At 69.5% G+C, this 21,805-nt stretch carries 20 protein-coding genes; 10 read left to right on the top strand and 10 right to left on the bottom strand.

The genetic code is table 11. The annotated features are described in order from the left end of the window. Positions 1 to 80: 80 nt before the first annotated feature. The gene (locus SVTN_RS19150; RefSeq protein ID WP_041130204.1) at positions 81 to 743 is read right to left on the bottom strand and encodes an HAD family hydrolase; all 663 of its coding nucleotides are present in this window, start codon (positions 741 to 743) and stop codon (positions 81 to 83) included. A 47-nt stretch (positions 744 to 790) separates the two neighbouring features. Between SVTN_RS19150 and SVTN_RS19145 the strand changes: the two genes are divergently transcribed. The 3 genes from SVTN_RS19145 (at position 791) to SVTN_RS19135 (ending at position 2,699) form a co-directional block, all read left to right on the top strand. Continuing rightward, positions 791 to 1,654: a GNAT family N-acetyltransferase gene (locus SVTN_RS19145; protein ID WP_041130203.1), complete on the top strand. Its 864-nt coding sequence runs from the start codon at positions 791 to 793 to the stop codon at positions 1,652 to 1,654. Between the two features lie 88 nt (positions 1,655 to 1,742). Continuing rightward, on the top strand, positions 1,743 to 2,201 hold the full coding sequence (locus SVTN_RS19140) for a MarR family winged helix-turn-helix transcriptional regulator (RefSeq protein ID WP_041130202.1): 459 nt from the start codon (positions 1,743 to 1,745) through the stop codon (positions 2,199 to 2,201). 45 nt (positions 2,202 to 2,246) lie between these two features. Next, on the top strand, positions 2,247 to 2,699 hold the full coding sequence (locus SVTN_RS19135; RefSeq protein ID WP_041130201.1) for a GNAT family N-acetyltransferase: 453 nt from the start codon (positions 2,247 to 2,249) through the stop codon (positions 2,697 to 2,699). A 79-nt stretch (positions 2,700 to 2,778) separates the two neighbouring features. On the opposite strand, the gene SVTN_RS19130 is transcribed toward SVTN_RS19135, so the two are convergent. After that, positions 2,779 to 4,161, bottom strand: coding sequence for a serine hydrolase domain-containing protein (locus SVTN_RS19130; protein WP_041130200.1), 1,383 nt, complete (start codon positions 4,159 to 4,161; stop codon positions 2,779 to 2,781). 45 nt (positions 4,162 to 4,206) lie between these two features. Further along, complete coding sequence (dnaB, locus tag SVTN_RS19125; protein WP_078908767.1) at positions 4,207 to 5,688, bottom strand: replicative DNA helicase; 1,482 nt, start codon at positions 5,686 to 5,688, stop codon at positions 4,207 to 4,209. Between the two features lie 424 nt (positions 5,689 to 6,112). Between dnaB and SVTN_RS19120 the strand changes: the two genes are divergently transcribed. Then, the gene (locus SVTN_RS19120; protein ID WP_041130198.1) at positions 6,113 to 7,450 is read left to right on the top strand and encodes an MATE family efflux transporter; all 1,338 of its coding nucleotides are present in this window, start codon (positions 6,113 to 6,115) and stop codon (positions 7,448 to 7,450) included. A 130-nt stretch (positions 7,451 to 7,580) separates the two neighbouring features. Here the strand turns inward: SVTN_RS19120 and rplI are convergent, their stop codons facing one another. From rplI to rpsF, 4 genes are all read right to left on the bottom strand, one after another. Further along, positions 7,581 to 8,027: a 50S ribosomal protein L9 gene (gene rplI, locus SVTN_RS19115; protein WP_041130197.1), complete on the bottom strand. Its 447-nt coding sequence runs from the start codon at positions 8,025 to 8,027 to the stop codon at positions 7,581 to 7,583. 18 nt (positions 8,028 to 8,045) lie between these two features. Further along, positions 8,046 to 8,282, bottom strand: coding sequence for a 30S ribosomal protein S18 (rpsR, locus tag SVTN_RS19110; RefSeq protein WP_005315025.1), 237 nt, complete (start codon positions 8,280 to 8,282; stop codon positions 8,046 to 8,048). Between the two features lie 56 nt (positions 8,283 to 8,338). Further along, positions 8,339 to 8,923, bottom strand: coding sequence for a single-stranded DNA-binding protein (locus SVTN_RS19105; RefSeq protein WP_041130196.1), 585 nt, complete (start codon positions 8,921 to 8,923; stop codon positions 8,339 to 8,341). Positions 8,924 to 8,997: 74 nt separating this feature from the next. After that, on the bottom strand, positions 8,998 to 9,288 hold the full coding sequence (gene rpsF / locus SVTN_RS19100; RefSeq protein ID WP_005482942.1) for a 30S ribosomal protein S6: 291 nt from the start codon (positions 9,286 to 9,288) through the stop codon (positions 8,998 to 9,000). A 285-nt stretch (positions 9,289 to 9,573) separates the two neighbouring features. Here rpsF and SVTN_RS19095 point away from each other — a divergent pair, with 285 nt between their 5' ends. From SVTN_RS19095 to SVTN_RS19085, 3 genes are all read left to right on the top strand, one after another. After that, positions 9,574 to 9,888 carry a hypothetical protein gene (locus tag SVTN_RS19095; protein ID WP_041130195.1) on the top strand — a complete coding sequence of 105 codons (315 nt, stop codon included), beginning with the start codon at positions 9,574 to 9,576 and terminating at the stop codon, positions 9,886 to 9,888. A gap of 119 nt (positions 9,889 to 10,007) precedes the next feature. After that, positions 10,008 to 11,126 carry a lipid II:glycine glycyltransferase FemX gene (locus SVTN_RS19090; protein ID WP_041130194.1) on the top strand — a complete coding sequence of 373 codons (1,119 nt, stop codon included), beginning with the start codon at positions 10,008 to 10,010 and terminating at the stop codon, positions 11,124 to 11,126. Positions 11,127 to 11,199: 73 nt separating this feature from the next. Next, positions 11,200 to 12,231, top strand: coding sequence for an alanine racemase (locus SVTN_RS19085; RefSeq protein ID WP_041130193.1), 1,032 nt, complete (start codon positions 11,200 to 11,202; stop codon positions 12,229 to 12,231). A gap of 81 nt (positions 12,232 to 12,312) precedes the next feature. On the opposite strand, the gene SVTN_RS19080 is transcribed toward SVTN_RS19085, so the two are convergent. Continuing rightward, a complete protein-coding gene (locus tag SVTN_RS19080; protein WP_041130192.1) occupies positions 12,313 to 13,818 on the bottom strand; it encodes a glycosyltransferase family 87 protein in 1,506 nt (501 codons plus the stop codon). 124 nt (positions 13,819 to 13,942) lie between these two features. After that, a complete protein-coding gene (locus tag SVTN_RS19075; RefSeq protein WP_041130191.1) occupies positions 13,943 to 16,699 on the bottom strand; it encodes a transglycosylase domain-containing protein in 2,757 nt (918 codons plus the stop codon). A 371-nt stretch (positions 16,700 to 17,070) separates the two neighbouring features. Here SVTN_RS19075 and SVTN_RS19070 point away from each other — a divergent pair, with 371 nt between their 5' ends. The 3 genes from SVTN_RS19070 (at position 17,071) to SVTN_RS19060 (ending at position 20,219) form a co-directional block, all read left to right on the top strand. Further along, a complete protein-coding gene (locus SVTN_RS19070; protein WP_041130190.1) occupies positions 17,071 to 17,751 on the top strand; it encodes a PadR family transcriptional regulator in 681 nt (226 codons plus the stop codon). A gap of 48 nt (positions 17,752 to 17,799) precedes the next feature. Further along, the gene (locus SVTN_RS19065; RefSeq protein WP_041130189.1) at positions 17,800 to 18,882 is read left to right on the top strand and encodes an inositol-3-phosphate synthase; all 1,083 of its coding nucleotides are present in this window, start codon (positions 17,800 to 17,802) and stop codon (positions 18,880 to 18,882) included. Between the two features lie 77 nt (positions 18,883 to 18,959). Then, on the top strand, positions 18,960 to 20,219 hold the full coding sequence (locus SVTN_RS19060) for an MFS transporter (RefSeq protein WP_041130188.1): 1,260 nt from the start codon (positions 18,960 to 18,962) through the stop codon (positions 20,217 to 20,219). A 93-nt stretch (positions 20,220 to 20,312) separates the two neighbouring features. Here SVTN_RS19060 and SVTN_RS19055 read toward each other — a convergent pair whose 3' ends face one another. After that, on the bottom strand, positions 20,313 to 21,755 hold the full coding sequence (locus SVTN_RS19055) for a CCA tRNA nucleotidyltransferase (RefSeq protein WP_041130187.1): 1,443 nt from the start codon (positions 21,753 to 21,755) through the stop codon (positions 20,313 to 20,315). Positions 21,756 to 21,805: the final 50 nt, after the last annotated feature.

Here is a 21,805-nt window from a genome sequence, read left to right as displayed (position 1 = left end):
TCCGTGACCGCAGCATGACCCCTGCGACCGGCGCTTCGGACGGAAAGTGGCGTTCTCGGGCCATAGGCCCGGGTTTCTGGCTAGGCTGCGCTGTTTCGGACCAACGCGTAGGCCTCGCGCAGGTCCCCTCCGGAGTAGCTGTGGCGGGAGAGCCCGGCAAGATGGTGGTCCGCGTTCACCGCCACGGTCTCCGGCACGATCGCGAAGAGCTCCGCGTCGGACATCGAGTCCCCGTACGCGACGCAGTCGACCGGGTCCACTCCGTACCCCGCACAGAGCTCCCGCGCGATCCGCACCTTCGCCCGCGCGTCGAGAATGCCCGGCCGGTGGATCGCCTCGGTGAACGGGACGGCCGGCCAGAGCGAGCCGTGCGTCGTGTCGACGCCCCAGTCGAGGAGCCGCTCGACGAAGAAGTCGGGCGAGAGGGAGATGACCGCGCAGCGGTCTCCCCGGGCCCGGATGTCCGCCCAGACCTCGCGGATGCCCGCCAGCCAGGGCGCCCCGTCGAAGGCCGCCGCGACCTGCTCCGGGGTGAGCGCGGACCACAGCTCGCGGGCCCGGACGGCGAACTCGTCCGGTGTGAGCCCCCGCAGGAAGCCCTCCTCCAGGGCGGCGATCTCGTCGACCAGGCCCAGTTGCCGGGAGATCTCCACCGCGGCGGCCGAGCCCCGGATCAGGGTGCCGTCGAGATCGAAGAGGTGCAGCCGGCGCGTTCGGGGGTTCGAGGGTTTCACGTGAAACACCGTAAAGCGGTGGACGGAAGATCACCGCGTCGTTCAGCCTGAAAGGCATGCCGATTTCCCCCGCCTCCCTCGCACAGCTCCCGATCCGGCGCCTCGGCTCGGAGGACCTCCTCGCCTGCGCCGACCTCTCCGAGAACCGGGGATGGCTCCGCGAGGAACACAAGTGGGGCCTGCTCCTCACCGCCGGCACCGGCTACGGCATCGACGACCCCGACGGTCCTGGCCTCGCCGCCTGCTCCGTGGTCACCTCGTACGGCCCCGGGCTCGCCGCGATCGGCATGGTCCTCGTCGCCGAGCGGTACGCACGCCAGGGCCTGGGACGCCGACTCATGCGGCACGTCCTCGCGGAGTCGGGGGACACCCCGCTCACGCTGTACGCCACGTCCAACGGACAGCCCCTGTACGAGCAGCTGGGCTTCACCGTGACGAGCCGGGCCGAGATGGTGCGCGGGCACTTCACCTTCACCGCGCCCGCCCCGGACGTTCCCGTCCGCCCGGCGACGGCCGAGGACCTCCCGGCGGTCCTGCGCCTGGACCACGAGGTCTTCGGCCTCGACCGCACCCACCTCATCGCCCGGCTCCCCGCGTTCGCGGACCACCTCCGGGTCGCGGAGGAGGGCGGCGAGATCACCGGCTTCGCGGCCGCCTGGCCCAACATGGACACCCATGTCATCGGCCCCCTGATCGCCCGGGACCCCGGCACGGCGAAGGCCCTGATCGCCTCCCTGGCGGCCGCCACCGACCGACCGCTGCGCACGGACATCGACGTGCGGCACACCTCCCTGCTGAGCTGGGCGAAGGAGAACGGCATCGACACGATCGCCACCACGTCGGTGATGATCCGCTCCCTGCCCGACCTCCCCGGCGACTGGCGCCGCCGCTTCGCCCCCCTGACGGTCGCCGCCGGATAGTTTTACTTGCAGACGCGCATTATTGCGTCGCTTCGTCTACCCTGGACCGGGAGCCGCTCCGGCGCCGAGGAGACACCGAGGAGAGAACATGACCGCGACGGACCCCGCACTCACCGCGCTCTCCCAGCGCTGGTGCGCCCTCTCCCTGCTGCACGGCAGGATCGAGTCCCACCTCGAGCGCGCCCTGGAGTCCGGCCACGGTCTGAGCGTGCGGGAGTACTCGCTGCTCGACGTCCTCAGCCGCCAGCACAGCGGCCCCGGCGGCCACCTCCAGATGAAGCAGGTCGCCGACGCCGTCGTGCTCAGCCAGAGCGCCACCACCCGGCTCGTCACCCGGCTCGAGGACCGTGGCCTGCTCACCCGGTACCTCTGCGCCACCGACCGGCGCGGCATCTACACCGATGTGACCGAGGCCGGCCTCAAACTCCTCGAAGAGGCCCGCCCCACCAACGACAGCGCGCTCCGCGAGGCCCTCGACGAAGCCGCGAAGAACCCGGAGCTGGCGCCGCTGGTCCAGGTCGTGGAGGGCGTGGGCGCGCCCGTATGAGCCTGAGCCCCCGGGCGGGGACGTCCTGGCGTTACGCTGCGGGGCATGAGCGATCTTGAGATACGCCCCGCCACCGCGGAGGACCTTCCGGCCATCGTCGCGATGCTCGCCGACGACCCCCTGGGCGCACAGCGCGAGTCCCCCGACGACCTCGCCCCGTACCTCACCGCCTTCGAGCGCCTCGCGAACGACCCGAACCAGCACGTGGTCGTGGCCGTCCGCGAGGACAAGGTCGTCGGCACCCTCCAGCTGACGGTCATCCCGGGGCTCTCCCGCCGGGGCACCACCCGCTCGATCATCGAGGGCGTCCGTATCCATGCCGACGAGCGCGGCAGCGGTCTCGGGACGCAGCTCATCGAATGGGCCGTCGCGGAGTCCGGCCGCCAGGGCTGCCGGCTCGTCCAGCTGACCTCCGACGTCACCCGCACCGATGCCCACCGCTTCTACGAGCGCCTGGGCTTCGAGGCCTCCCACGTGGGCTTCAAGAAGACCCTCTGAGGACGCGTTTCACGTGAAACAGCTGAAACAGCTGAAACAGCACGGTTTCACGTGAAACGCCGCCCAACGGCCCACCGGCTCAGAGACCGCGCCAGCCGGCCTCGTCCACACCGCCCGGAACCGCGTCCCGCGGCTCGTACGGCTCCCGCGTGAAGACGAACGACCCGAGGTCGAGATGGCTCACGCTGCCGTCGGCGCGCCGCACCGCCCTGAGCGTCTCCCCCGCGTAGTAGCCGTTCAGCCCGACCCAACCGCCCTCGGGCAGCGCGCGGAAGCGGGCCCGTCGACCGGCGCCCCGCAGGGGTTCGAGCACCACGCTCCGCTCGGGACCGAGCCGAAGGCCGTAGGCGTACGTCCCCCAGTACCAAGGCCCCGTGAGGGACAGCAGTTCCTCGTCGACCTCGGCCTCGGGAAGGGGCCGCCACGGCTCCGGGAACCTCGGCTCCGCCTCCGCCACGATCCGTACGAGATCGGCGGCCACCGCCGCCGTCAGCGGGCCCGAGGTGGCGTTGGAGAGGGCGATCCCCGCGAGGCCGTCCTCCACGCTCACCCATACGCAGGCGACGAAGCCCGGGAGGGAGCCGGTGTGGCCGACCAGGGTGCGGCCGTCCTTGCGCAGCAGCTGGAGACCGAGCCCGTAGCCCCCCTCCCAGTCGCCCTCCCCGGCCGGGGAGGCCGGGGCGCGCATCTCCTCCACGGACGACGGGGCGAGCACCCGCTCATCCCCCGCCGCGAGGAAGGCGGCGAACCGGGCGAGGTCGGCGGCCGTCGACCAGAGCTGCCCGGCCGGCGCCATCAGGCCGAGGTCCTCGGACGGCTCGGGCAGCATGACGTCGGCCCAGGGGTGGACGGCCCAGCCGCCCGCGTGCGGGGCGACGGGGTCGACGGTCGTGCGGTCCATCCCCAGCGGCTCCAGGATCTCGCGCCGGAGCGCTTCCTCCCAGGACACTCCCCGGACCGCCTCGACGAGTGAACCGAGCAGCGTGTAGCCGGGGTTGGAGTAGTGGTGCCGGCGCCCCGGCGACTGGAGGAAGGGCTTCTCCCCCAGGACGTCGGAGAGCTCGGGGCGCAGCGTGGCGGAGGACCTCTCCCACCACGCGCCGGGGGTCTCGGCGGCGAGACCGCCGCTGTGGGTCAGGAGTTGAGCGATCGTCACCTCGCCGACGCCCGTTCCCTTGAGGTGCCGCTCCAGCGGATCGTCGAGCCCGAGCAGGCCCTCGTCCCGCAGCCGCATCACGAGCACGGCGGTGAACACCTTGGTGATCGAGCCGATCCTGAACTGGGTGTCCGCGTCGGGCGCGTGGCCGTCCACACAGCTGCGGGAGCCGCTCCACACCAGCGCTCCGTCGCGGACGACCGCCCCCACGAAGGAGGGCGTCCGCCCCTCGGACTGGGCCACCGCGACACGGTGCAGCAGAGCCCGCTCGGTCCCGGGCAACAAGGCTTCGAATGATGTCGTCATAGACCCCGTCCAACGCGATGCCGACCGCGGAACTTCCCGGTCGGATCAGGTCTGTGCCATGTCCACGAAGCGCGAGTAGTGACCCTGGAAGGCCACGGTGATCGTGGCCGTCGGGCCGTTACGGTGCTTGCCCACGATGATGTCCGCCTCGCCCGCGCGTGGGGACTCCTTCTCGTAGGCGTCCTCGCGGTGCAGCAGGATGACCATGTCGGCGTCCTGCTCGATCGAGCCGGACTCACGCAGGTCGGAGACCATCGGCTTCTTGTCGGTGCGCTGTTCGGGACCACGGTTCAGCTGGGAGAGCGCGATCACCGGCAGTTCCAGCTCCTTGGCGAGGAGCTTCAGGTTTCGCGACATGTCGGAGACCTCTTGCTGACGGCTCTCCTGCCGCTTGGAACCGCCCGACTGCATGAGCTGCAGATAGTCGATGATGACGAGCTTGAGGCCGTTGCGCTGCTTGAGCCGGCGGCACTTCGCGCGAATCTCCATCATCGACAGGTTCGGGGAGTCGTCGATGTACAGCGGGGCCTGGGAGACGTCCGGCATCCGGCGGGCCAGACGCGTCCAGTCCTCGTCGGTCATCGTGCCGGAGCGCATGTGGTGGAGCGCGACCCGGGCCTCGGCCGAGAGCAGACGCATCGCGATCTCGTTGCGGCCCATTTCGAGGGAGAAGATGACGCTGGGCAGGTTGTGCTTGATGGAGGCCGCACGGGCGAAGTCCAGGGCGAGCGTCGACTTACCCATGGCGGGACGGGCCGCGATGATGATCATCTGACCGGGGTGCAGTCCGTTGGTGAGCGAGTCGAGGTCGGTGAAGCCGGTGGGCACACCCGTCATCTCGCCGCTGCGGGAGCCGATCGCCTCGATCTCGTCGAGCGCCCCCTCCATGATGTCGCCGAGCGGCAGGTAGTCCTCGGTGGTGCGCTGCTCGGTGACCGCGTAGATCTCGGCCTGGGCCGAGTTCACGATCTCGTCGACGTCCCCGTCGGCCGCGTAGCCCATCTGCGTGATCTTGGTGCCGGCCTCCACGAGCCGGCGCAGGACCGCGCGCTCGTGGACGATCTCCGCGTAGTACGAGGCGTTGGCCGCGGTCGGTACCGACTGGACCAGGGTGTGGAGGTAGGAGGCGCCGCCGACACGGGTGATCTCGCCGCGCTTGGTGAGCTCGGCGCCGACCGTGATCGGGTCGGCCGGCTCGCCCTTGGCGTACAGGTCGAGGATCGCCGCGTAGACGGTCTCGTGCGCGGGCTTGTAGAAGTCGTTGCCCTTGATGATCTCCACGACGTCCGCGATGGCGTCCTTGGAGAGGAGCATGCCGCCGAGGACGGACTGCTCGGCGTCGAGGTCCTGCGGGGGGACGCGCTCGAAGCCGGAGAGCCCGCCGTCCCAGGGACCTTCGCCGCCCCGCTCGTGCTGGTCGTCGCGGCCGCGGCCACGGCCGCGCCCTTCGCCCCGGGTACGGGTGGGCAGTCGGTCGCTCGGTCCGCTGTCGGCCCAAGGGTCGTCCATGGGCTCGGGAACGCTCACCAAGCCACCTCCTCCCGTCCGCTCCGCGGACCTCGCCGTGCCACTCTTTCCTACGCCACGGCCTTGATCAAAGAGTGGCTTTGCGACCGCTTCTGACGCGTCGGGCGCCGGTCCACGGTAGGCCCGCCCGGGGCGACAGCCAATCTGGTTATCCACAGGCCCTGTGGGTGAAGGGCCAGATGCTGTGGAGAACTCCCCGGATCCTGTGCACGGAGCGGGGGACAGCCATGTGGACAAACTCATAGCGCACCCGGTCTCACACATCTGACCTGCGCTTTTCTCATCCACGGGCTGTGGGGGAGAAAAAGTTCTCCCCAGGGACCAAGATCAGAACAAACGGCCCACACCCGAAGCCCCACACCATCCAAAAGTAAGGATCACAGAGCCATTGCATCTCTTACCTGTGGAAGATTAGATTGAGCCCATGACCCAGGCCCCCGTGACCTCCAAGGCCGTCCGCCGACAGCACGACCGCGAGATCCTCTCCCTCGCCCTGCCGGCCTTCGGTGCTCTCGTCGCCGAGCCGCTGTTCCTCATGGTCGACAGCGCCATCGTCGGCCACCTCGGCACACCCCAGCTCGCGGGCCTCGCGATCGCCGCGGCGCTGCTCTCCACCGCCGTGAGCGTCTTCGTCTTCCTCGCCTACGCCACCACGGCCGCCGTCGCCCGGCGGGTGGGCGCGGGCGACCTCCCGGCCGCCATCCGGCAGGGCATGGACGGCATCTGGCTCGCGCTCCTCCTCGGCGCCGCCGTCGTCGCACTGACCCTGCCCACGGCGCCGTGGCTCGTCGATGTCTTCGGAGCCTCGGACACCGCCGCCCCGTACGCCGTCACCTACCTCAGGATCTCCGGCCTGGGGATCCCCGCCATGCTGGTGGTCCTGGCCGCCACCGGCGTCCTGCGCGGCCTCCAGGACACCCGTACCCCGCTCTACGTGGCGATCGCCGGCTTCGCGGCCAACGGCGCGCTCAACCTCGGCCTGGTCTACGGGGCCGGTCTCGGCATCGCCGGCTCCGCCTGGGGCACGGTCATCGCCCAGTGCGGCATGGCCGCCGCCTACCTGGTCGTGGTCGTACGGGGCGCCCGGCGCCACGGCGCCTCCCTCCGCCCCGACCCGGCCGGCATACGCGCCTCCGCCCAGGCCGGCGTCCCGCTCCTGGTCCGTACGCTCTCGCTCCGCGCGGTCCTGATGATCGCCACGGCCGTCGCCGCCCGGCTCGGGGACGCGGAGGTCGCCGCCCACCAGATCATCCTGTCCCTGTGGAGCCTGATGGCCTTCGCGCTCGACGCGATCGCCATAGCGGGCCAGGCCATCATCGGCCGCTACCTCGGCGCGGACGACGCCGACGGCGCACGGCAGGTCTGCCGCCGGATGGTCCAGTGGGGCGCGCTCTCCGGTGTGGTGCTCGGCGCGCTGCTCATCGTCACCCGCCCCCTGTTCGTCCCGCTCTTCACCGGCGACACCACCGTGCAGGACACCCTGCTCCCGGCCCTGCTCGTGGTCGCGGTCTCCCAGCCGATCTCCGGGGTCGTCTTCGTCCTCGACGGAGTCCTGATGGGCGCGGGAGACGGCCCCTATCTGGCCTGGGCGATGCTGCTCACACTGGCCGTCTTCGCCCCGGTCGCCCTCCTGGTCCCGACGCTGGGCGGCGGGCTGACGGCGCTCTGGTGGGCGATGACCCTGATGATGACGGTACGGATGGGAACCCTCTGGTTCCGGATGCGCTCCGGCCGCTGGATCGTCACGGGCGCCACGCGCTGACGCCGTACGTGTTTCACGTGAAAGCGGTGCCTGTTTCACGTGAAACGGGCGGAAGGAAAACAGCGGAAGGGCCGCACCCCGAGGGGTGCGGCCCTTCCTCACTGCTGAGCGCAGACTGCCAAGGGCAGCGTTACGCGGCGACGACCTCGACGCCGAGCTTCGCGGCAACCTCGGGGTGCAGGCGCACGGACACCTGGTGCGAGCCCAGGGTCTTGATCGGCGCACCGAGCTCGACGCGACGCTTGTCGACGTCGGGGCCACCCGCGGTCTTGATCGCCGAGGCGATGTCGGCCGGGGTCACGGAGCCGAAGAGACGGCCGGCGTCGCCGGAGCGAACGGCCAGGCGCACCTTCGTGCCCTCGAGCTGGGCCTTGATCTCGTTGGCCTGCTCGATGGTCGCGATCTCGTGGATCTTGCGGGCGCGGCGGATCTGCGCCACGTCCTTCTCGCCGCCCTTGGTCCAGCGGATCGCGAAACCGCGCGGGACCAGGTAGTTGCGAGCGTAGCCGTCCTTGACGTCGACGACGTCGCCAGCGGCACCGAGGCCGGAGACCTCGTGGGTGAGGATGATCTTCATTTTTCGGTCACCCTTCCCTTATCGCGCGGTGGACGTGTAGGGCAGCAGCGCCATCTCACGGCTGTTCTTGACGGCCGTGGCGACGTCACGCTGGTGCTGCGTGCAGTTGCCGGTAACGCGGCGGGCACGGATCTTGCCGCGGTCGGAAATGAACTTCCGCAGCATGTTCGTGTCCTTGTAGTCCACGTACGCGGTCTTGTCCTTGCAGAACGCGCAGACCTTCTTCTTAGGCTTGCGCACAGGCGGCTTCGCCATGGTGTTTCTCCTGTGTGATCAAGAAGTGGGAGTACGAGCTTCTTCCGGGGCGTGCCCTAGAAGGGGGGCTCGTCCGAGTAGCCGCCGCCGGAGTTTCCACCCCAGCCGCCACCGCCGCCGCCCTGCTGGCCGCCGCCGGAGGAGCCGCCGGTCGCCCACGGGTCGTCGGCGGGAGCACCGCCACCACCCTGCTGGCCACCGCCGCCGGAGTTTCCACCCCAGCCGCCACCGCCGCCGCCCTGCTGGCCGCCGCCGTATCCACCCTGGCCGCCGCGACCGGTGGTCTTGGTGACCTTGGCCGTGGCGTTCTTGAGGCTGGGGCCGACTTCCTCGACGTCCAGCTCGTAGACCGTGCGCTTGACGCCCTCACGGTCCTCGTAGGACCGCTGCTTCAGCCGGCCCTGCACGACGACGCGCATGCCTCGCTGGAGCGATTCCGCGACGTTCTCCGCCGCCTGACGCCAGACCGAGCAGGTCAGGAAGAGGCTCTCGCCGTCCTTCCACTCGTTGGTCTGACGGTCGAAGGTGCGGGGGGTGGACGCGATACGGAACTTCGCGACCGCCGCACCGGACGGGGTGAAGCGCAGCTCGGGGTCGTCGACAAGATTGCCGACGACCGTGATGACGGTCTCGCCTGCCATGGGGGAACCTCTCGGCGGGTTTGCTTCTGGCTGCTTTGCTGCTACTCGAACCCGATGACCTCTGAGCTAGAAGCTCAGTGGGTCTCGGGGCGGAGGACCTTGGTCCGGAGGACCGACTCGTTCAGGTTCATCTGGCGGTCGAGCTCCTTGACGACCGCAGGCTCGGCCTGCAGGTCGATGACCGAGTAGATGCCCTCGGGCTTCTTCTTGATCTCGTACGAGAGACGACGACGGCCCCAGGTGTCGACCTTCTCGACCTTTCCGTTGCCCTCACGGACGACGGAGAGGAAGTTCTCGATCAGGGGGGCGACAGCGCGCTCCTCCAGATCGGGGTCGAGGATGACCATCACCTCGTAGTGACGCATGTGGAACCCACCTCCTTTGGACTCAGCGGCCACGGTCGTTCCGTGGCAGGAGGGTCGTGATGCGTGAGCAACGGTATCCACCACCACTGACAGTCCCCCTCGGCGAGCGAGGAGCGCTGTCGGGAATCCCGGAGGGACCTGGGCAGACACCGGCGCAGCTGTACAGAGTACCCGCACATCCGCTTGCGGTTGAAATTCTCCGGCGAGGGGACGCAATCTGTACACAACGGATGTCGGCGGCGCTACGATGCGCCGCCTTCCGGCAGCTACGCCAGGAGGTGCCCCATGGCACAGGCAATGCGACCCGACCCCGGCCACTCTCTCTTCGCGACCGACGGCAAACCCCATCCGCTCCAGGACACCCTGATGGTGGTGACACTGGTGCTGGGGATCGTCTCGTTCACCACCGCGCAGTTCTACAACCTGCACCTGCTGAGTTCGTGGTCAGGCCTGATCGGCATCCTGACGGGGGCCTACGGCCAGTTCATCTCCGTGACGACCCGCGAGCGCTTCCTGATGATCCTCGGACTCGGAGCCTCGGCGGTCGGCTTCTACCTCGGCATGGCGCACGGAGGCCTCTTCGGCGGCGTCATCAGCTGAGGCCGGCGGCACGTCAGGGCACACACACCCATTCGGGGCGCTCCTCGGTCACAGTAGGCTTCGGCGCGAGAGCCGGAGCCCCTGACCGATGGGGACACACCTGCCGAGGAGCGCCCCGCATGAGCCTGACCCTGAGGACCATCAGCCGTGAGCAGCATCTGGCATTCATCCAGAGCCAGCCCTCGGCGAGCCACTGCCAGGTCCCGGCGTGGGCTGACGTGAAGACCGAGTGGCGCTCGGAGAACCTCGGCTGGTTCGACAAGTCCGGCGAGCTCGTCGGCGCCGGCCTGGTGCTCTACCGCCAGCTCCCGAAGATCAAGCGCTACCTCGCCTACCTGCCCGAGGGCCCGGTCATCAACTGGTACGCGCCCAACCTCGACGACTGGCTGCAGCCGATGCTGGCGCACCTCAAGCACCAGGGCGCCTTCTCGGTGAAGATGGGCCCGCCGGTCGTCATCCGCCGCTGGGACTCGGCCGCCATCAAGGCCGGCATCCAGGACCCGGACGTCAAGCGCCTCAAGGACGTCGAGGCCACCCACATCGAGCCGCGCGCCTTCGAGGTCGCGGACCGGCTGCGGAAGATGGGCTGGCAGCAGGGCGAGGACGGCGGCGCCGGCTTCGGCGACGTGCAGCCCCGCTACGTCTTCCAGGTCCCGCTGGCGAACCGCTCGCTCGACGACGTCCTCAAGGGCTTCAACCAGCTGTGGCGCCGCAACATCAAGAAGGCCGAGAAGGCCGGTGTCGAGGTCGTCCAGGGCGGTTACGAGGACCTGGCCGAGTGGCAGCGGCTGTACGAGATCACGGCCGTCCGCGACCACTTCCGGCCGCGCCCGCTCTCGTACTTCCAGCGCATGTGGACCGTCCTCAACAACGAGGACCCCAACCGCATGCGGCTCTACTTCGCGCGCCACAACGGGGTGAACCTCTCCGCCGCGACCATGCTCGTCGTCGGCGGGCACGTCTGGTACTCCTACGGCGCCTCCGACAACATCGGCCGCGAGGTCCGGCCCTCGAACGCGATGCAGTGGCGGATGCTGCGCGACGCGTACGCCATGGGTGCGACCGTCTACGACCTCCGGGGCATCTCGGACTCGCTCGACGAGACCGACCACCTCTTCGGGCTCATCCAGTTCAAGGTGGGCACGGGCGGCGAGGCCGTCGAGTACGTCGGCGAGTGGGACTTCCCACTGAACAAGCTGCTGCACAAGGCGCTCGACATCTACATGTCGCGCCGCTGACCGTTCCGTAGGCTTCGTAGTCTCGTACACACCTCCGACACACCGCTGCCATCAGAAAGGTTCCGGGCCGGCCATGGCGCTCTCCCTCTACGTCGACACCGCTCGCTGGCGGGCGCACCAGAAGACCGTCATCGACCAGTTCCCCGGTCTCATTCCGGTCTGCAAGGGCAACGGCTACGGCTTCGGGCACGAGCGCCTCGCGGACGAGGCGGCCCGGTTCGGCGCCGACATGCTCGCCGTGGGCACCACGTACGAAGCCGCGAAGATCAAGGACTGGTTCGGTGGCGACCTGCTGGTCCTCACCCCCTTCCGCCGGGGTGAGGAACCGGTTCCGCTGCCCGACCGGGTGATCCGTTCCGTCTCGTCCGTGGACGGCGTCCGCGCCCTGGTGGGCGCCCGGGTCGTGATCGAGTGCATGAGCTCGATGAAGCGGCACGGCGTGCACGAGGAGGAGCTCCAGCAGCTCCACTCCGCCATCGAGGACGTCCGCCTGGAGGGCTTCGCCCTCCACCTGCCCCTGGACCGCCCGGACGGCACCGACGCGGTCGAGGAGGTCATCGCCTGGATGGACCGGCTGCGGAACGCCCGGCTGCCGCTGCACACCATGTTCGTGAGCCACCTGCGGGCCGAGGAGCAGGCCCGGCTCCAGCAGCAGTTCCCGCAGACCCGCTTCCGCGCCCGGATCGGCACCCGGCTGTGGCTGGGCGACCACGAGGCCACGGAGTACCGGGGCGCCGTCCTCGACGTGACCCGGGTCGCCAAGGGCGACCGGTTCGGCTACCGCCAGCAGAAGGCCGCGTCGGACGGCTGGCTGGTCGTCGTCGCCGGCGGCACCTCCCACGGCGTGGGCCTGGAGGCCCCGAAGGCGATGCACGGCGTCATGCCGCGCGCCAAGGGCGTCGCCCGGGCGGGCCTCGCCACCGTCAACCGGAACCTCTCGCCCTTCGTCTGGGCCGGGAAGCAGCGCTGGTTCGCCGAGCCGCCGCACATGCAGGTGTCGATCCTGTTCGTGCCGGCCGACGCCGAGGAGCCCCGGGTGGGCGACGAGCTCGTGGCGCATCTGCGCCACACCACGACGCAGTTCGACCGGCTCGTCGAGCGCTGAGCCGACACGAGGCCGAAAAGCACTCGCCCCCGGGAGCAGGACTCCCGGGGCGAGTGCTTTTCGGTCACGTGCTCTTTCCGGTTACTCGGGGGCGCTCCAGGGGTCGTCGGTGGTGCCCCAGCGCACCCGCTGCCCCTCCGTCACGGCCGGGGCGGCGTGCCGGGCCGGATGGGCCGCCCTGCCCGCCACGACGACGTCCTCGGCGCCGTCCAGGACGCCGCCCGAGGGGTCGTCCGCGCCGTCCTGCCGGACCGGGTCCTTCTCGGGCGTCAGGATGTCCCGTACGACCATCGCGCACAGGTACAGCGTGCCGAGCAGGTGCAGGACGATCGCGAACTGGTAGCCGTCCACCGGAAGACCCTGCTTGTTGCCGCTGGTGGTGAAGGCCAGGTACATCCAGACGCCGACGAAGTACACGACCTCGCAGGCCTGCCAGACCAGGAAGTCGCGCCAGCGGGGACGGGCGAGCGCGGCCAGCGGGACCAGCCACAGCACGTACTGCGGCGAGTAGACCTTGTTGGTCAGCACGAACGCGGCGACGACCAGGAAGGCCAGCTGGACGAAGCGCGGCCTGCGGGGCGCCGTGAACGCCAGGAACGCGAGACCGGCCACCGCCGCCGCCATCAGCAGCAGCGCGTACAGATTGGCCCGGCCCGGCGTGATCACGTCACCCGTCCGCTGGCTGACGAGCAGCCAGATCGAGCCGAAGTCGACGTTCCGGTCCCGGCTGAACAGGTAGAACTGCTTCCACCCCTCCGGCGCGAGCAGCATCACGGGCAGGTTCACGACCAGCCACGCGCCGCACGCGCCGAGCACCGCGGTCCCGTACGCCCGCCACTTCCCGGCACGCCAGCAGAGCAGCAGCAGCGGGCAGAGGAGCAGTATCGGGTAGAACTTGGCGGCGGTGGCCAGGCCGAGCAGGATCCCGAAGGCCAGCGGCCGGCTCCGCGACCACATCAGGACGGCGGCGGCGGTCAGCGCGACGGCCAGTATGTCCCAGTTGATCGTGGCGGTGAGCGCGACCGAGGGCGCGAGCGCGACCAGGAGACCGTCCCAGGGGCGCAGGCGGTGCGTCCGGGCCACACAGACCGCGAGGACGGCCGCGCACACCATCAGCAGGCCCGCGTTGACCAGCCAGTACCACTGCTCCCGCTGCGTCATGTCGCCGCCGCCCGGCGTCAGCCAGGCCGCGACCTCCATGAAGAGACCGGTGAGGACCGGGTACTCCAGGAACGGTATGTCGCCGGCCAGCCGGTCGAAGTACGGGACCAGGCCGTCCGCGAAGCCCCGCCCGACGAAGAGGTGCGGGATGTCCGAGTAGCAGGCGTGGGTGTACTGGGAGGTCGTGCCCCGGAACCAGGCCCAGTTGTAGCAGGGCAGTTTCTGCACCATGCCGAGGGCGTACATGCCGAGGGCCACGAGCGCGATCACCCGCACCGGCGTCAGCTGCCCGGTGTCGGCCGCCGCCCGGCGGCCGTAGGGGCCGCCGATCAGCTCGCTGCCCGCGGCCGCCACCTTGTCCCGGTGGGTGGGGATGACCGTCTGCGAGCGGTCCTGCGGTGCGCTCGACTTCTGGAGGCTCGGCATGGGGGACATCCTGCCGTACGTCCCCGGGAAAACGGCGAGGGCCGCCGCGGCCGCTCCGTACGGAAGGTACGGGGCGGACGCGGCGGCCCTCAGGACGTGCCCGGCGATGTGCCCGGCGGCGGGATCAGGGGACCCAGTTCCCGCCCCCGGGTTTACCGTTCCCGCCTCCCGAGCTGGTGTCCGTCGGCGAGTCGGTCGGCGTCGGTGCCTCGGTGGTGGTGGGCGGCGTGGTGGTGGGCTGCCCGGTGTTGCCGCCCGGCTTGCCGTTGTTGTTGCAGTTCCAGTCCAGGACGTCACAGGTCGTCTTGCCCGGCTTCGGCGACTTGGTCGGCGTCGCCGGGGGCGTCGTCGTCGGAGTGGCCGGGGGAGTCGTCGTCGGCGTCGCCGACTCGGTGGGCGTCGGCGTGGCCGTCGGGCTCGGCGTGGGGCTCGCGGCGCCACCACCGAAGACGGGCTTGGCGCCCTCCAGCTTCTCCGGCTCGGGGAAGTCCTCGACCGGCATGTCCTTCACGGCATCCGCCATGTACTCCTGCCAGATCCGCGAGGGGAACGACGAACCGTGGATCTTCGGCTGGTTACCCGTGCCGTACATCTTCTGGAACTCGCGGCCCTTCTTCGACTCGTCGTCGTCGAAGCGGTACATGTCGATCGCGGTCGCCAGCTGCTTCGTGTAGCCCACGAACCAGGCGGACATGTTGTCGTCGGTCGTACCGGTCTTGCCGGCGACCGCCCGGCCCGGGATCCGTGCCTTGGTACCGGTACCCCGGGGGTCGTCCACGACGGACCGCAGCACGTCGGTAACGTTGCTGGCGATGGCCGGGCTGAAGGCCTGGTTGGTCTTCGCCTTGTGCTGGTTGATGACGACGCCGTCCTTCTTCACCTTCTCGACGGAGTAGGGGTCGTTCTGCTCCCCCTGGTTGGCGAAGGTGGCGTACGCGCCGGCCATGCGGATCGCGCTCGGGCTGGAGACACCGAGGGAGAAGGAGGGCACATTGGCCTTGACCAGGGATTCCTCGCGGAGCCCGGCGGCCATGGCGGCCTCACGCACCTTGTCGATGCCGACGTCCATGCCGAGCTGCACATACGGCGAGTTGGCCGACTTGATCATGGCGTAGCGCAGGGAGATGGGGCCGTAGCTGGCGTTCTCGTCGTTGCTCTGCTTCCACTCGTTCCCGTTGTCGTCGAGCCAGATGTCCCCGTTGTACTTGCGGATCGTCAGGTCGTTCTTGCCGTTGTAGAGGCTCTTGTCCGGGTCCAGGATCGTGCGCTCGGACTCGTCCTGGTCCGAGGGGCCCTTCGGGTCCCGGACGCCGTACTTCATCGAGGCGGCGAGCACGAAGGGCTTGAACGTCGATCCGACCTGGGCACCGGTGCTGTCGGCGTTGCTCCGGTAGTGCTTGGTGGCGTCGTAGCCGCCGTAGAGAGCGACGATCTTCCCGGTCGCCGTGTCGACGGAAGCGCCGCCGAACTGGACGTTCGTGTCCGTCTTCGGGCGCTTCTTCGGGTCGATGTTCTCCTTGATGACCTTCTTGATCGTCGCTTCCATCTTGTCCACCTTCGGCTTCTCGAAGGTGGTGTAGATCTCGTAGCCGCCGCGTGCCAGATCCTGCTCGGTGATGCCGAACTGGTTCTGCATGTTCACGTTGGCGGTGGAGACCAGGTAGCCGATCTGGCCGCCCAGGTTGGCGCTCTTCTTCGGCCCCTGCGTCTTGGGGAAGGTCGTGTACTTCGCCCGCTCCGCGGCCGAGAGATGATTGTCCTTCTGCATCTCGTCGAGGATCCACTTCCACCGCTCGGTCGCCCGCTTGGTGTTCGCCTCGCGCGTGGCCGCGGGGTCGATCTCGGGGTAGCCGGCGGGGTCGAAGTAGGTCGCGCCCTTCAGCACGGCGGCGAGCAGCGCCGACTGGCTGGGGTTGAGGTTCTTGGCGTCCGTGTTGAAGTAGGCGCGGGCCGCCGCCTGAATGCCGTACGCACCACGTCCGTAGTACGAGGTGTTCAGGTAGCCGGCCATGACCTCGTGCTTGTCGACGTCGTTGCCGACCTTCATGGCGATGAAGAGTTCCTTCACCTTCCGTGTGACGGTCTGCGACTGGTCGTCGAGGCGGTTGTTCTTCACGTACTGCTGGGTGATGGTCGAACCACCCTGGGTCTCGCCGCCCTTGGCCATGTTCCACACGGCGCGGGCGATACCCATGGGGTCGACACCGGAGTCCGTCCAGAAGGTCTTGTTCTCCGCCGAGACCACCGCGTCCTGCATGGACTGCGGGATCTGCTCGATGGGGACGATCTGGCGGTTGGTGCCACTGCCCGTCGCGACCATGCGCGACCCGTTGGCCCAGTAGTAGATGTTGTTCTGCGAGGTCGCCGTCTTGGCCGAGTCGGGGATCTCGACCTTCGAGTACGCGATCGTGGCAGCGCCCATCAGGCTCGCCACGAAGAACAGGAACGTGCCCGTCACGAGCTTCCACGACGGCAGCCAGCGGCGCCAGCCCCACTTGTTGTGGCGCGGGTAGTCGATGATCCGCTTCTTGCCCGGCGGGCGACCGCCGCCGGAGCCCCGCCCCGGACCACCGCCGCGACCGCCGCCACCGCCACCGCGCCGTCCCCCACCGGGACCGCCGGGACCACCTGGACCGGAATCGGCACCCCGCCGGCGGCTGCCGCGCTGGGCGGCCCGTCGGGCCTCCGCGCGACCGCCGTAAGGACGCTGCTCCTCTCCGTAGGAGGAGGGAGGTCCGTACGAGGCCGAAGGGGCCCCCGTACCGACGTCATGGGCCGGGGCCGACCTGCGGCCCATCGGCTGCTGGGCAGCGCGCCGTGCCGCCGCGCGGCCGCCCGTCGGCGGCTGCTGCGGCGGCATTTTGCGACGATGCTCGCTCATCGAACGACTACTCCTCGGGCAGGCGCGTACGCCTGGAAGCGGCAGTTGAGTTCCGGTCCCCCCGAAATGCGCACGGCGGGAACCCATCGGAGGTCCCCCCGTACCGCAGCCGGTCACCCGCAGCACTGACGCCCCAGGGCATCGCTCGGTTCCCGGTGATCTGCATGCCGCACAGACTACGCACGGCCAAAACCCGCCTAGAGCCGGACTTCACCCCAAATCGGGCAAGCCGATCGCTGTGAATTGACGATGTGATGCCGGTCACGGTGGTCCCGCTTGTCGAGACAGGGAGGCCGTTCTATCGTGCTGATGTATCGAGTCGATACATCAGCACGGCATAAGGGCCCCGAAAGCGGAGGAGGAGGCGACGGATGAGCAGACGCTCCGGCATCCTCGAGTTCGCCGTCCTCGGCCTGCTGCGCGAGGCCCCCATGCACGGGTACGAGCTGCGGAAGCGCCTCAACACCTCGCTGGGCGTCTTCCGGGCCTTCAGCTACGGGACTCTGTATCCCTGCCTCAAGACGCTGGTCGCCAACGGCTGGTTGATCGAGGAGCCGGGCAGCGCCCCCGAGGAGGCCCTCGCCGCTTCACTCGCAGGACGCCGGGCCAAGATCGTCTACCGGTTGACCCCGGCAGGTAAGGAGCACTTCGAGGAGCTCCTCTCCCACACCGGCCCGGACGCCTGGGAGGACGAGCACTTCGCGGCGCGCTTCGCCTTCTTCGGGCAGACCGAGCGCGAGGTGCGGATGCGCGTGCTCGAGGGCCGCCGCAGCCGGCTCGAGGAGCGCCTGGAGAAGATGCGCGCCTCCCTGGCCCGGACCCGCGAGCGCCTGGACGACTACACGCTTGAGCTGCAGCGCCACGGCATGGAGTCCGTGGAGCGCGAGGTGCGCTGGCTGAACGAGCTCATCGAGAGCGAGCGGGCAGGACGGGATCAGCGATCCGGCTCCGACGCCCCCGCTCCGCACGACAACGATTCTGGAGAAACGGGCGGCCTGCCCCGGCACGGGGGCAGTACCCGGCCGGATCCGTCCGACGACACCATCAAGTGAAGCCCTGCTCACAGCAGGGCTTCCACGATCACACAGGGAGCAACCGGAATGGGTTCGGTTCGCGTAGCCATCGTCGGCGTGGGCAACTGCGCCGCCTCGCTGGTGCAGGGCGTCGAGTACTACAAGGACGCCGACCCGGCGACCAAGGTGCCCGGCCTGATGCACGTCCAGTTCGGCGACTACCACGTCCGTGACGTCGAGTTCGTCGCCGCCTTCGACGTCGACGCGAAGAAGGTCGGCCTCGACCTCTCCGACGCCATCGGCGCCAGCGAGAACAACACCATCAAGATCTGCGACGTCCCGAACAAGGGCGTCACGGTCCAGCGCGGTCACACGCTCGACGGTCTCGGCAAGTACTACCGCCAGACCATCGAGGAGTCCGCCGAGGAGCCCGTCGACGTCGTCCAGATCCTCAAGGACCGCCAGGTCGACGTCCTCGTCTGCTACCTGCCCGTCGGTTCCGAGGAAGCGGCGAAGTTCTACGCCCAGTGCGCCATCGACGCCAAGGTCGCCTTCGTCAACGCCCTCCCGGTCTTCATCGCCGGCACCAAGGAGTGGGCGGACAAGTTCACCGAGGCGGGCGTCCCGATCGTCGGCGACGACATCAAGTCGCAGGTCGGCGCGACCATCACGCACCGTGTGATGGCGAAGCTGTTCGAGGACCGCGGTGTCCGTCTTGAGCGCACGATGCAGCTCAACGTCGGCGGCAACATGGACTTCAAGAACATGCTGGAGCGCGAGCGTCTGGAGTCCAAGAAGATCTCCAAGACGCAGGCCGTCACCTCGCAGATCCCGGACCGCGAGCTGGGCGACAAGAACGTCCACATCGGCCCGTCGGACTACGTGGCCTGGCTGGACGACCGCAAGTGGGCGTACGTGCGCCTGGAGGGTCGCGCCTTCGGCGACGTCCCGCTGAACCTGGAGTACAAGCTCGAGGTGTGGGACTCCCCGAACTCCGCGGGTGTCATCATCGACGCCCTGCGCGCCGCGAAGATCGCCAAGGACCGCGGCATCGGCGGCCCGATCCTCTCCGCGTCCTCGTACTTCATGAAGTCCCCGCCGGTCCAGTACTTCGACGACGAGGCCCTGGCCAACGTCGAGAAGTTCATCAAGGGTGAGGTCGAGCGCTAGAGCGCCGCACCACGCTTGTCGATCGAGGGTCCCCGAGGCACTGCCCGGGGGCCCTCTTCGTATGTGAGTCTTGCGCCATGTCCGTCGTACGTGATCTGCGCGTACTCCTGCGCCTGGCGAACTTCCGCCGCCTGCTCGCCGTCCGGCTGCTCTCGCAGTGCGCCGACGGCGTCTATCAGGTGGCCCTGGCCACGTACGTCGTCTTCTCCCCCGAGAAACAGACCTCCCCCGGCGCGATCGCCTCCGCCATGGCGGTGCTCCTGCTCCCGTACTCGCTCGTCGGACCCTTCGCCGGAGTGCTCCTCGACCGCTGGCAGCGCCGCCAGGTCTTCCTGTACGGGAACCTCCTGCGCGCCCTGCTCGCCTGCGGGACCACCGTCCTCGTCCTCGCCTCCGTACCGGACTGGCTCTTCTACGCCTCCGCCCTCTCCGTCACCGCCGTCAACCGCTTCGTCCTCGCGGGGCTCTCGGCCTGCCTGCCGCGTGTCGTCGACGAGGAGCGGCTCGTCATGGCGAACTCGGTCTCGCCCACCGCCGGCACCCTCGCCGCGACCCTCGGCGGCGGGCTCGCCTTCGGGGTCCGGCTCCTCGCCGACAACTCCGACGCGGTCGTCGTGGCCTTCGGCGCCGTCCTCTATCTCTGCGCCGCCCTCGCCTCCCTGCGGATGTCCCGGGAGCTCCTCGGCCCCGACCCCGACCTCGTGCCGCAACGCCTCGTCTCGGCGCTGAAGTCGACGGCCCAGGGTCTGGCCGCGGGGCTGCGCCACCTCGCCGAGCGCCGGCCCGCCGCCCGCGCGCTCGCCACGGTGGCCGTCATGCGCTTCTGCTACGGCGCCCTGCTCGTCACCGTGCTCATGCTCAGCCGCTACGCCTGGAGCTCCACGGATGCCGAGGGGATCGGCCTCCTCGGACTCGCCGTCGCCGCGTCGGGCGCGGGTTTCTTCGCTGCCGCCGTCCTCTCCCCCTGGGCGGTCGGACGCTTCGGCCCTTTCGGCTGGATGACCGTGTGCACGGCTGCGGCCGCCGTCCTCGTACCGGCGCTCGGCCTGCCCTTCACCCCGACCCCCTTCCTCGTCGCCGCCTTCGTCCTCGGGCTCATCACCCAGGGGGCCAAGATCGCGACGGACACGGTGGTCCAGACGGCCGTGGACGACTCCTACCGGGGCCGGGTCTTCTCGCTCTACGACGTCCTGTTCAACGTCGCCTTCGTGGGCGCGGCGGGCGTCGCGGCGCTGATGCTGCCGCCCGACGGCCGGTCGCCCCTACTCGTCGTGCTGGTGGCCGCGATCTACGGGGCGCTCGCCCTGGTCCTGCGCCGGGAACGACGGGAGGGGTGATGTTTCACGTGAAACACCACCCCTCCGGAGCGTCGATCGGGTCGCGTTCCACGTTTCACGTGAAACATCGGCCCGCCCTGGCATCGGCCCGGCTCAGTCGCGCGCGGCCCACCACTCCTTGAGCGCGGCGACGGCCTGGTCGTGCTCCATCGGCCCGTTCTCCAGCCGGAGCTCGAGCAGGAACTTGTATGCCTGGCCGATGGCCGGCCCCGGCCCGATGCCCAGGATCTCCTGGATCTGGTTGCCGTCGAGGTCGGGGCGGATCGCGTCCAGCTCCTCCTGCTCCTGGAGCTGGGCGATGCGGTCCTCCAGGCCGTCATAGGTCCGGGAGAGCGCTGCCGCCTTGCGCTTGTTCCGCGTGGTGCAGTCCGAGCGGGTCAGCTTGTGCAGCCGCGAGAGCAGCGGCCCGGCGTCACGGACGTAGCGCCGCACGGCCGAGTCGGTCCACTCGCCGTCTCCGTAGCCGTGGAAGCGGAGGTGCAGCTCCACGAGGCGCGAGACGTCCTTGATCATCTCGTTGGAGTACTTGAGCGCGGTCATGCGCTTCTTGGTCATCTTCGCGCCGACCACCTCGTGGTGGTGGAACGAGACCCGCCCGTCCTTCTCGAAGCGACGGGTGCGCGGCTTGCCGATGTCATGGAGCAGGGCAGCGAGACGCAGCACCAGGTCGGGGCCGTCCTCCTCCAGGTCGATCGCCTGGTCGAGCACGGTCAGCGAGTGCTCGTAGACGTCCTTGTGCCGGTGGTGCTCATCGCTCTCCAGGCGCAGCGCCGGCAGCTCGGGGAGCACGTGCTCGGCGAGGCCCGTGTCCACGAGGAGCCCGAGGCCCTTCCGGGGGTGCGCCGAGAGCAGCAGCTTGTTGAGTTCCTCACGGACGCGCTCGGCGGAGACGATCTCGATCCGGCCCGCCATCTCCTTCATCGCCGCCACGACCTCGGGGGCGACCTCGAAGTCCAGCTGGGCGGCGAACCGCGCGGCCCGCATCATCCGCAGGGGGTCGTCGGAGAAGGACTCCTCCGGCGTGCCCGGCGTGCGCAGAACCCGGGCGGCGAGGTCCTCGAGACCGCCGTACGGGTCGATGAACTCCTTCTCGGGGAGGGCCACGGCCATCGCGTTGACGGTGAAGTCACGCCGGACGAGGTCCTCGTCGATGGAGTCGCCGTAGGAGACCTCGGGCTTCCGGGAGGTCCGGTCGTACGCCTCCGAGCGGTACGTGGTCACCTCGATCTGGTAGCCCTCCTTCTGGGAGCCGACGGTCCCGAAGGCGATGCCGACCTCCCACACCGCGTCGGCCCACGGACGGACGATCTTCAGTACGTCCTCGGGGCGGGCGTCGGTGGTGAAGTCCAGGTCGTTGCCGAGCCGGCCGAGCAAGGCGTCCCGCACCGAGCCGCCGACCAGCGCGAGGCTGAACCCGGCCTCCTGGAAACGGCGGGCGAGGTCGTCGGCGACAGGGGACACACGCAGCAGTTCACTGACCGCGCGGCGTTGCACCTGGCTCAGTGCAGTCGGGGTGTCTTCGTTGGCGTTCGGCACAACAGAAAAGGGTACGTGCCCCGGCTCACCGCGACGTCCTCGTTTTCCCG

It is taken from the genome of Streptomyces vietnamensis, from assembly GCF_000830005.1.
Classification (GTDB): domain Bacteria; phylum Actinomycetota; class Actinomycetes; order Streptomycetales; family Streptomycetaceae; genus Streptomyces; species Streptomyces vietnamensis.
Note: the sequence above shows the minus strand (reverse complement) of the source record. Positions and strands in the feature narration are given on the sequence as shown.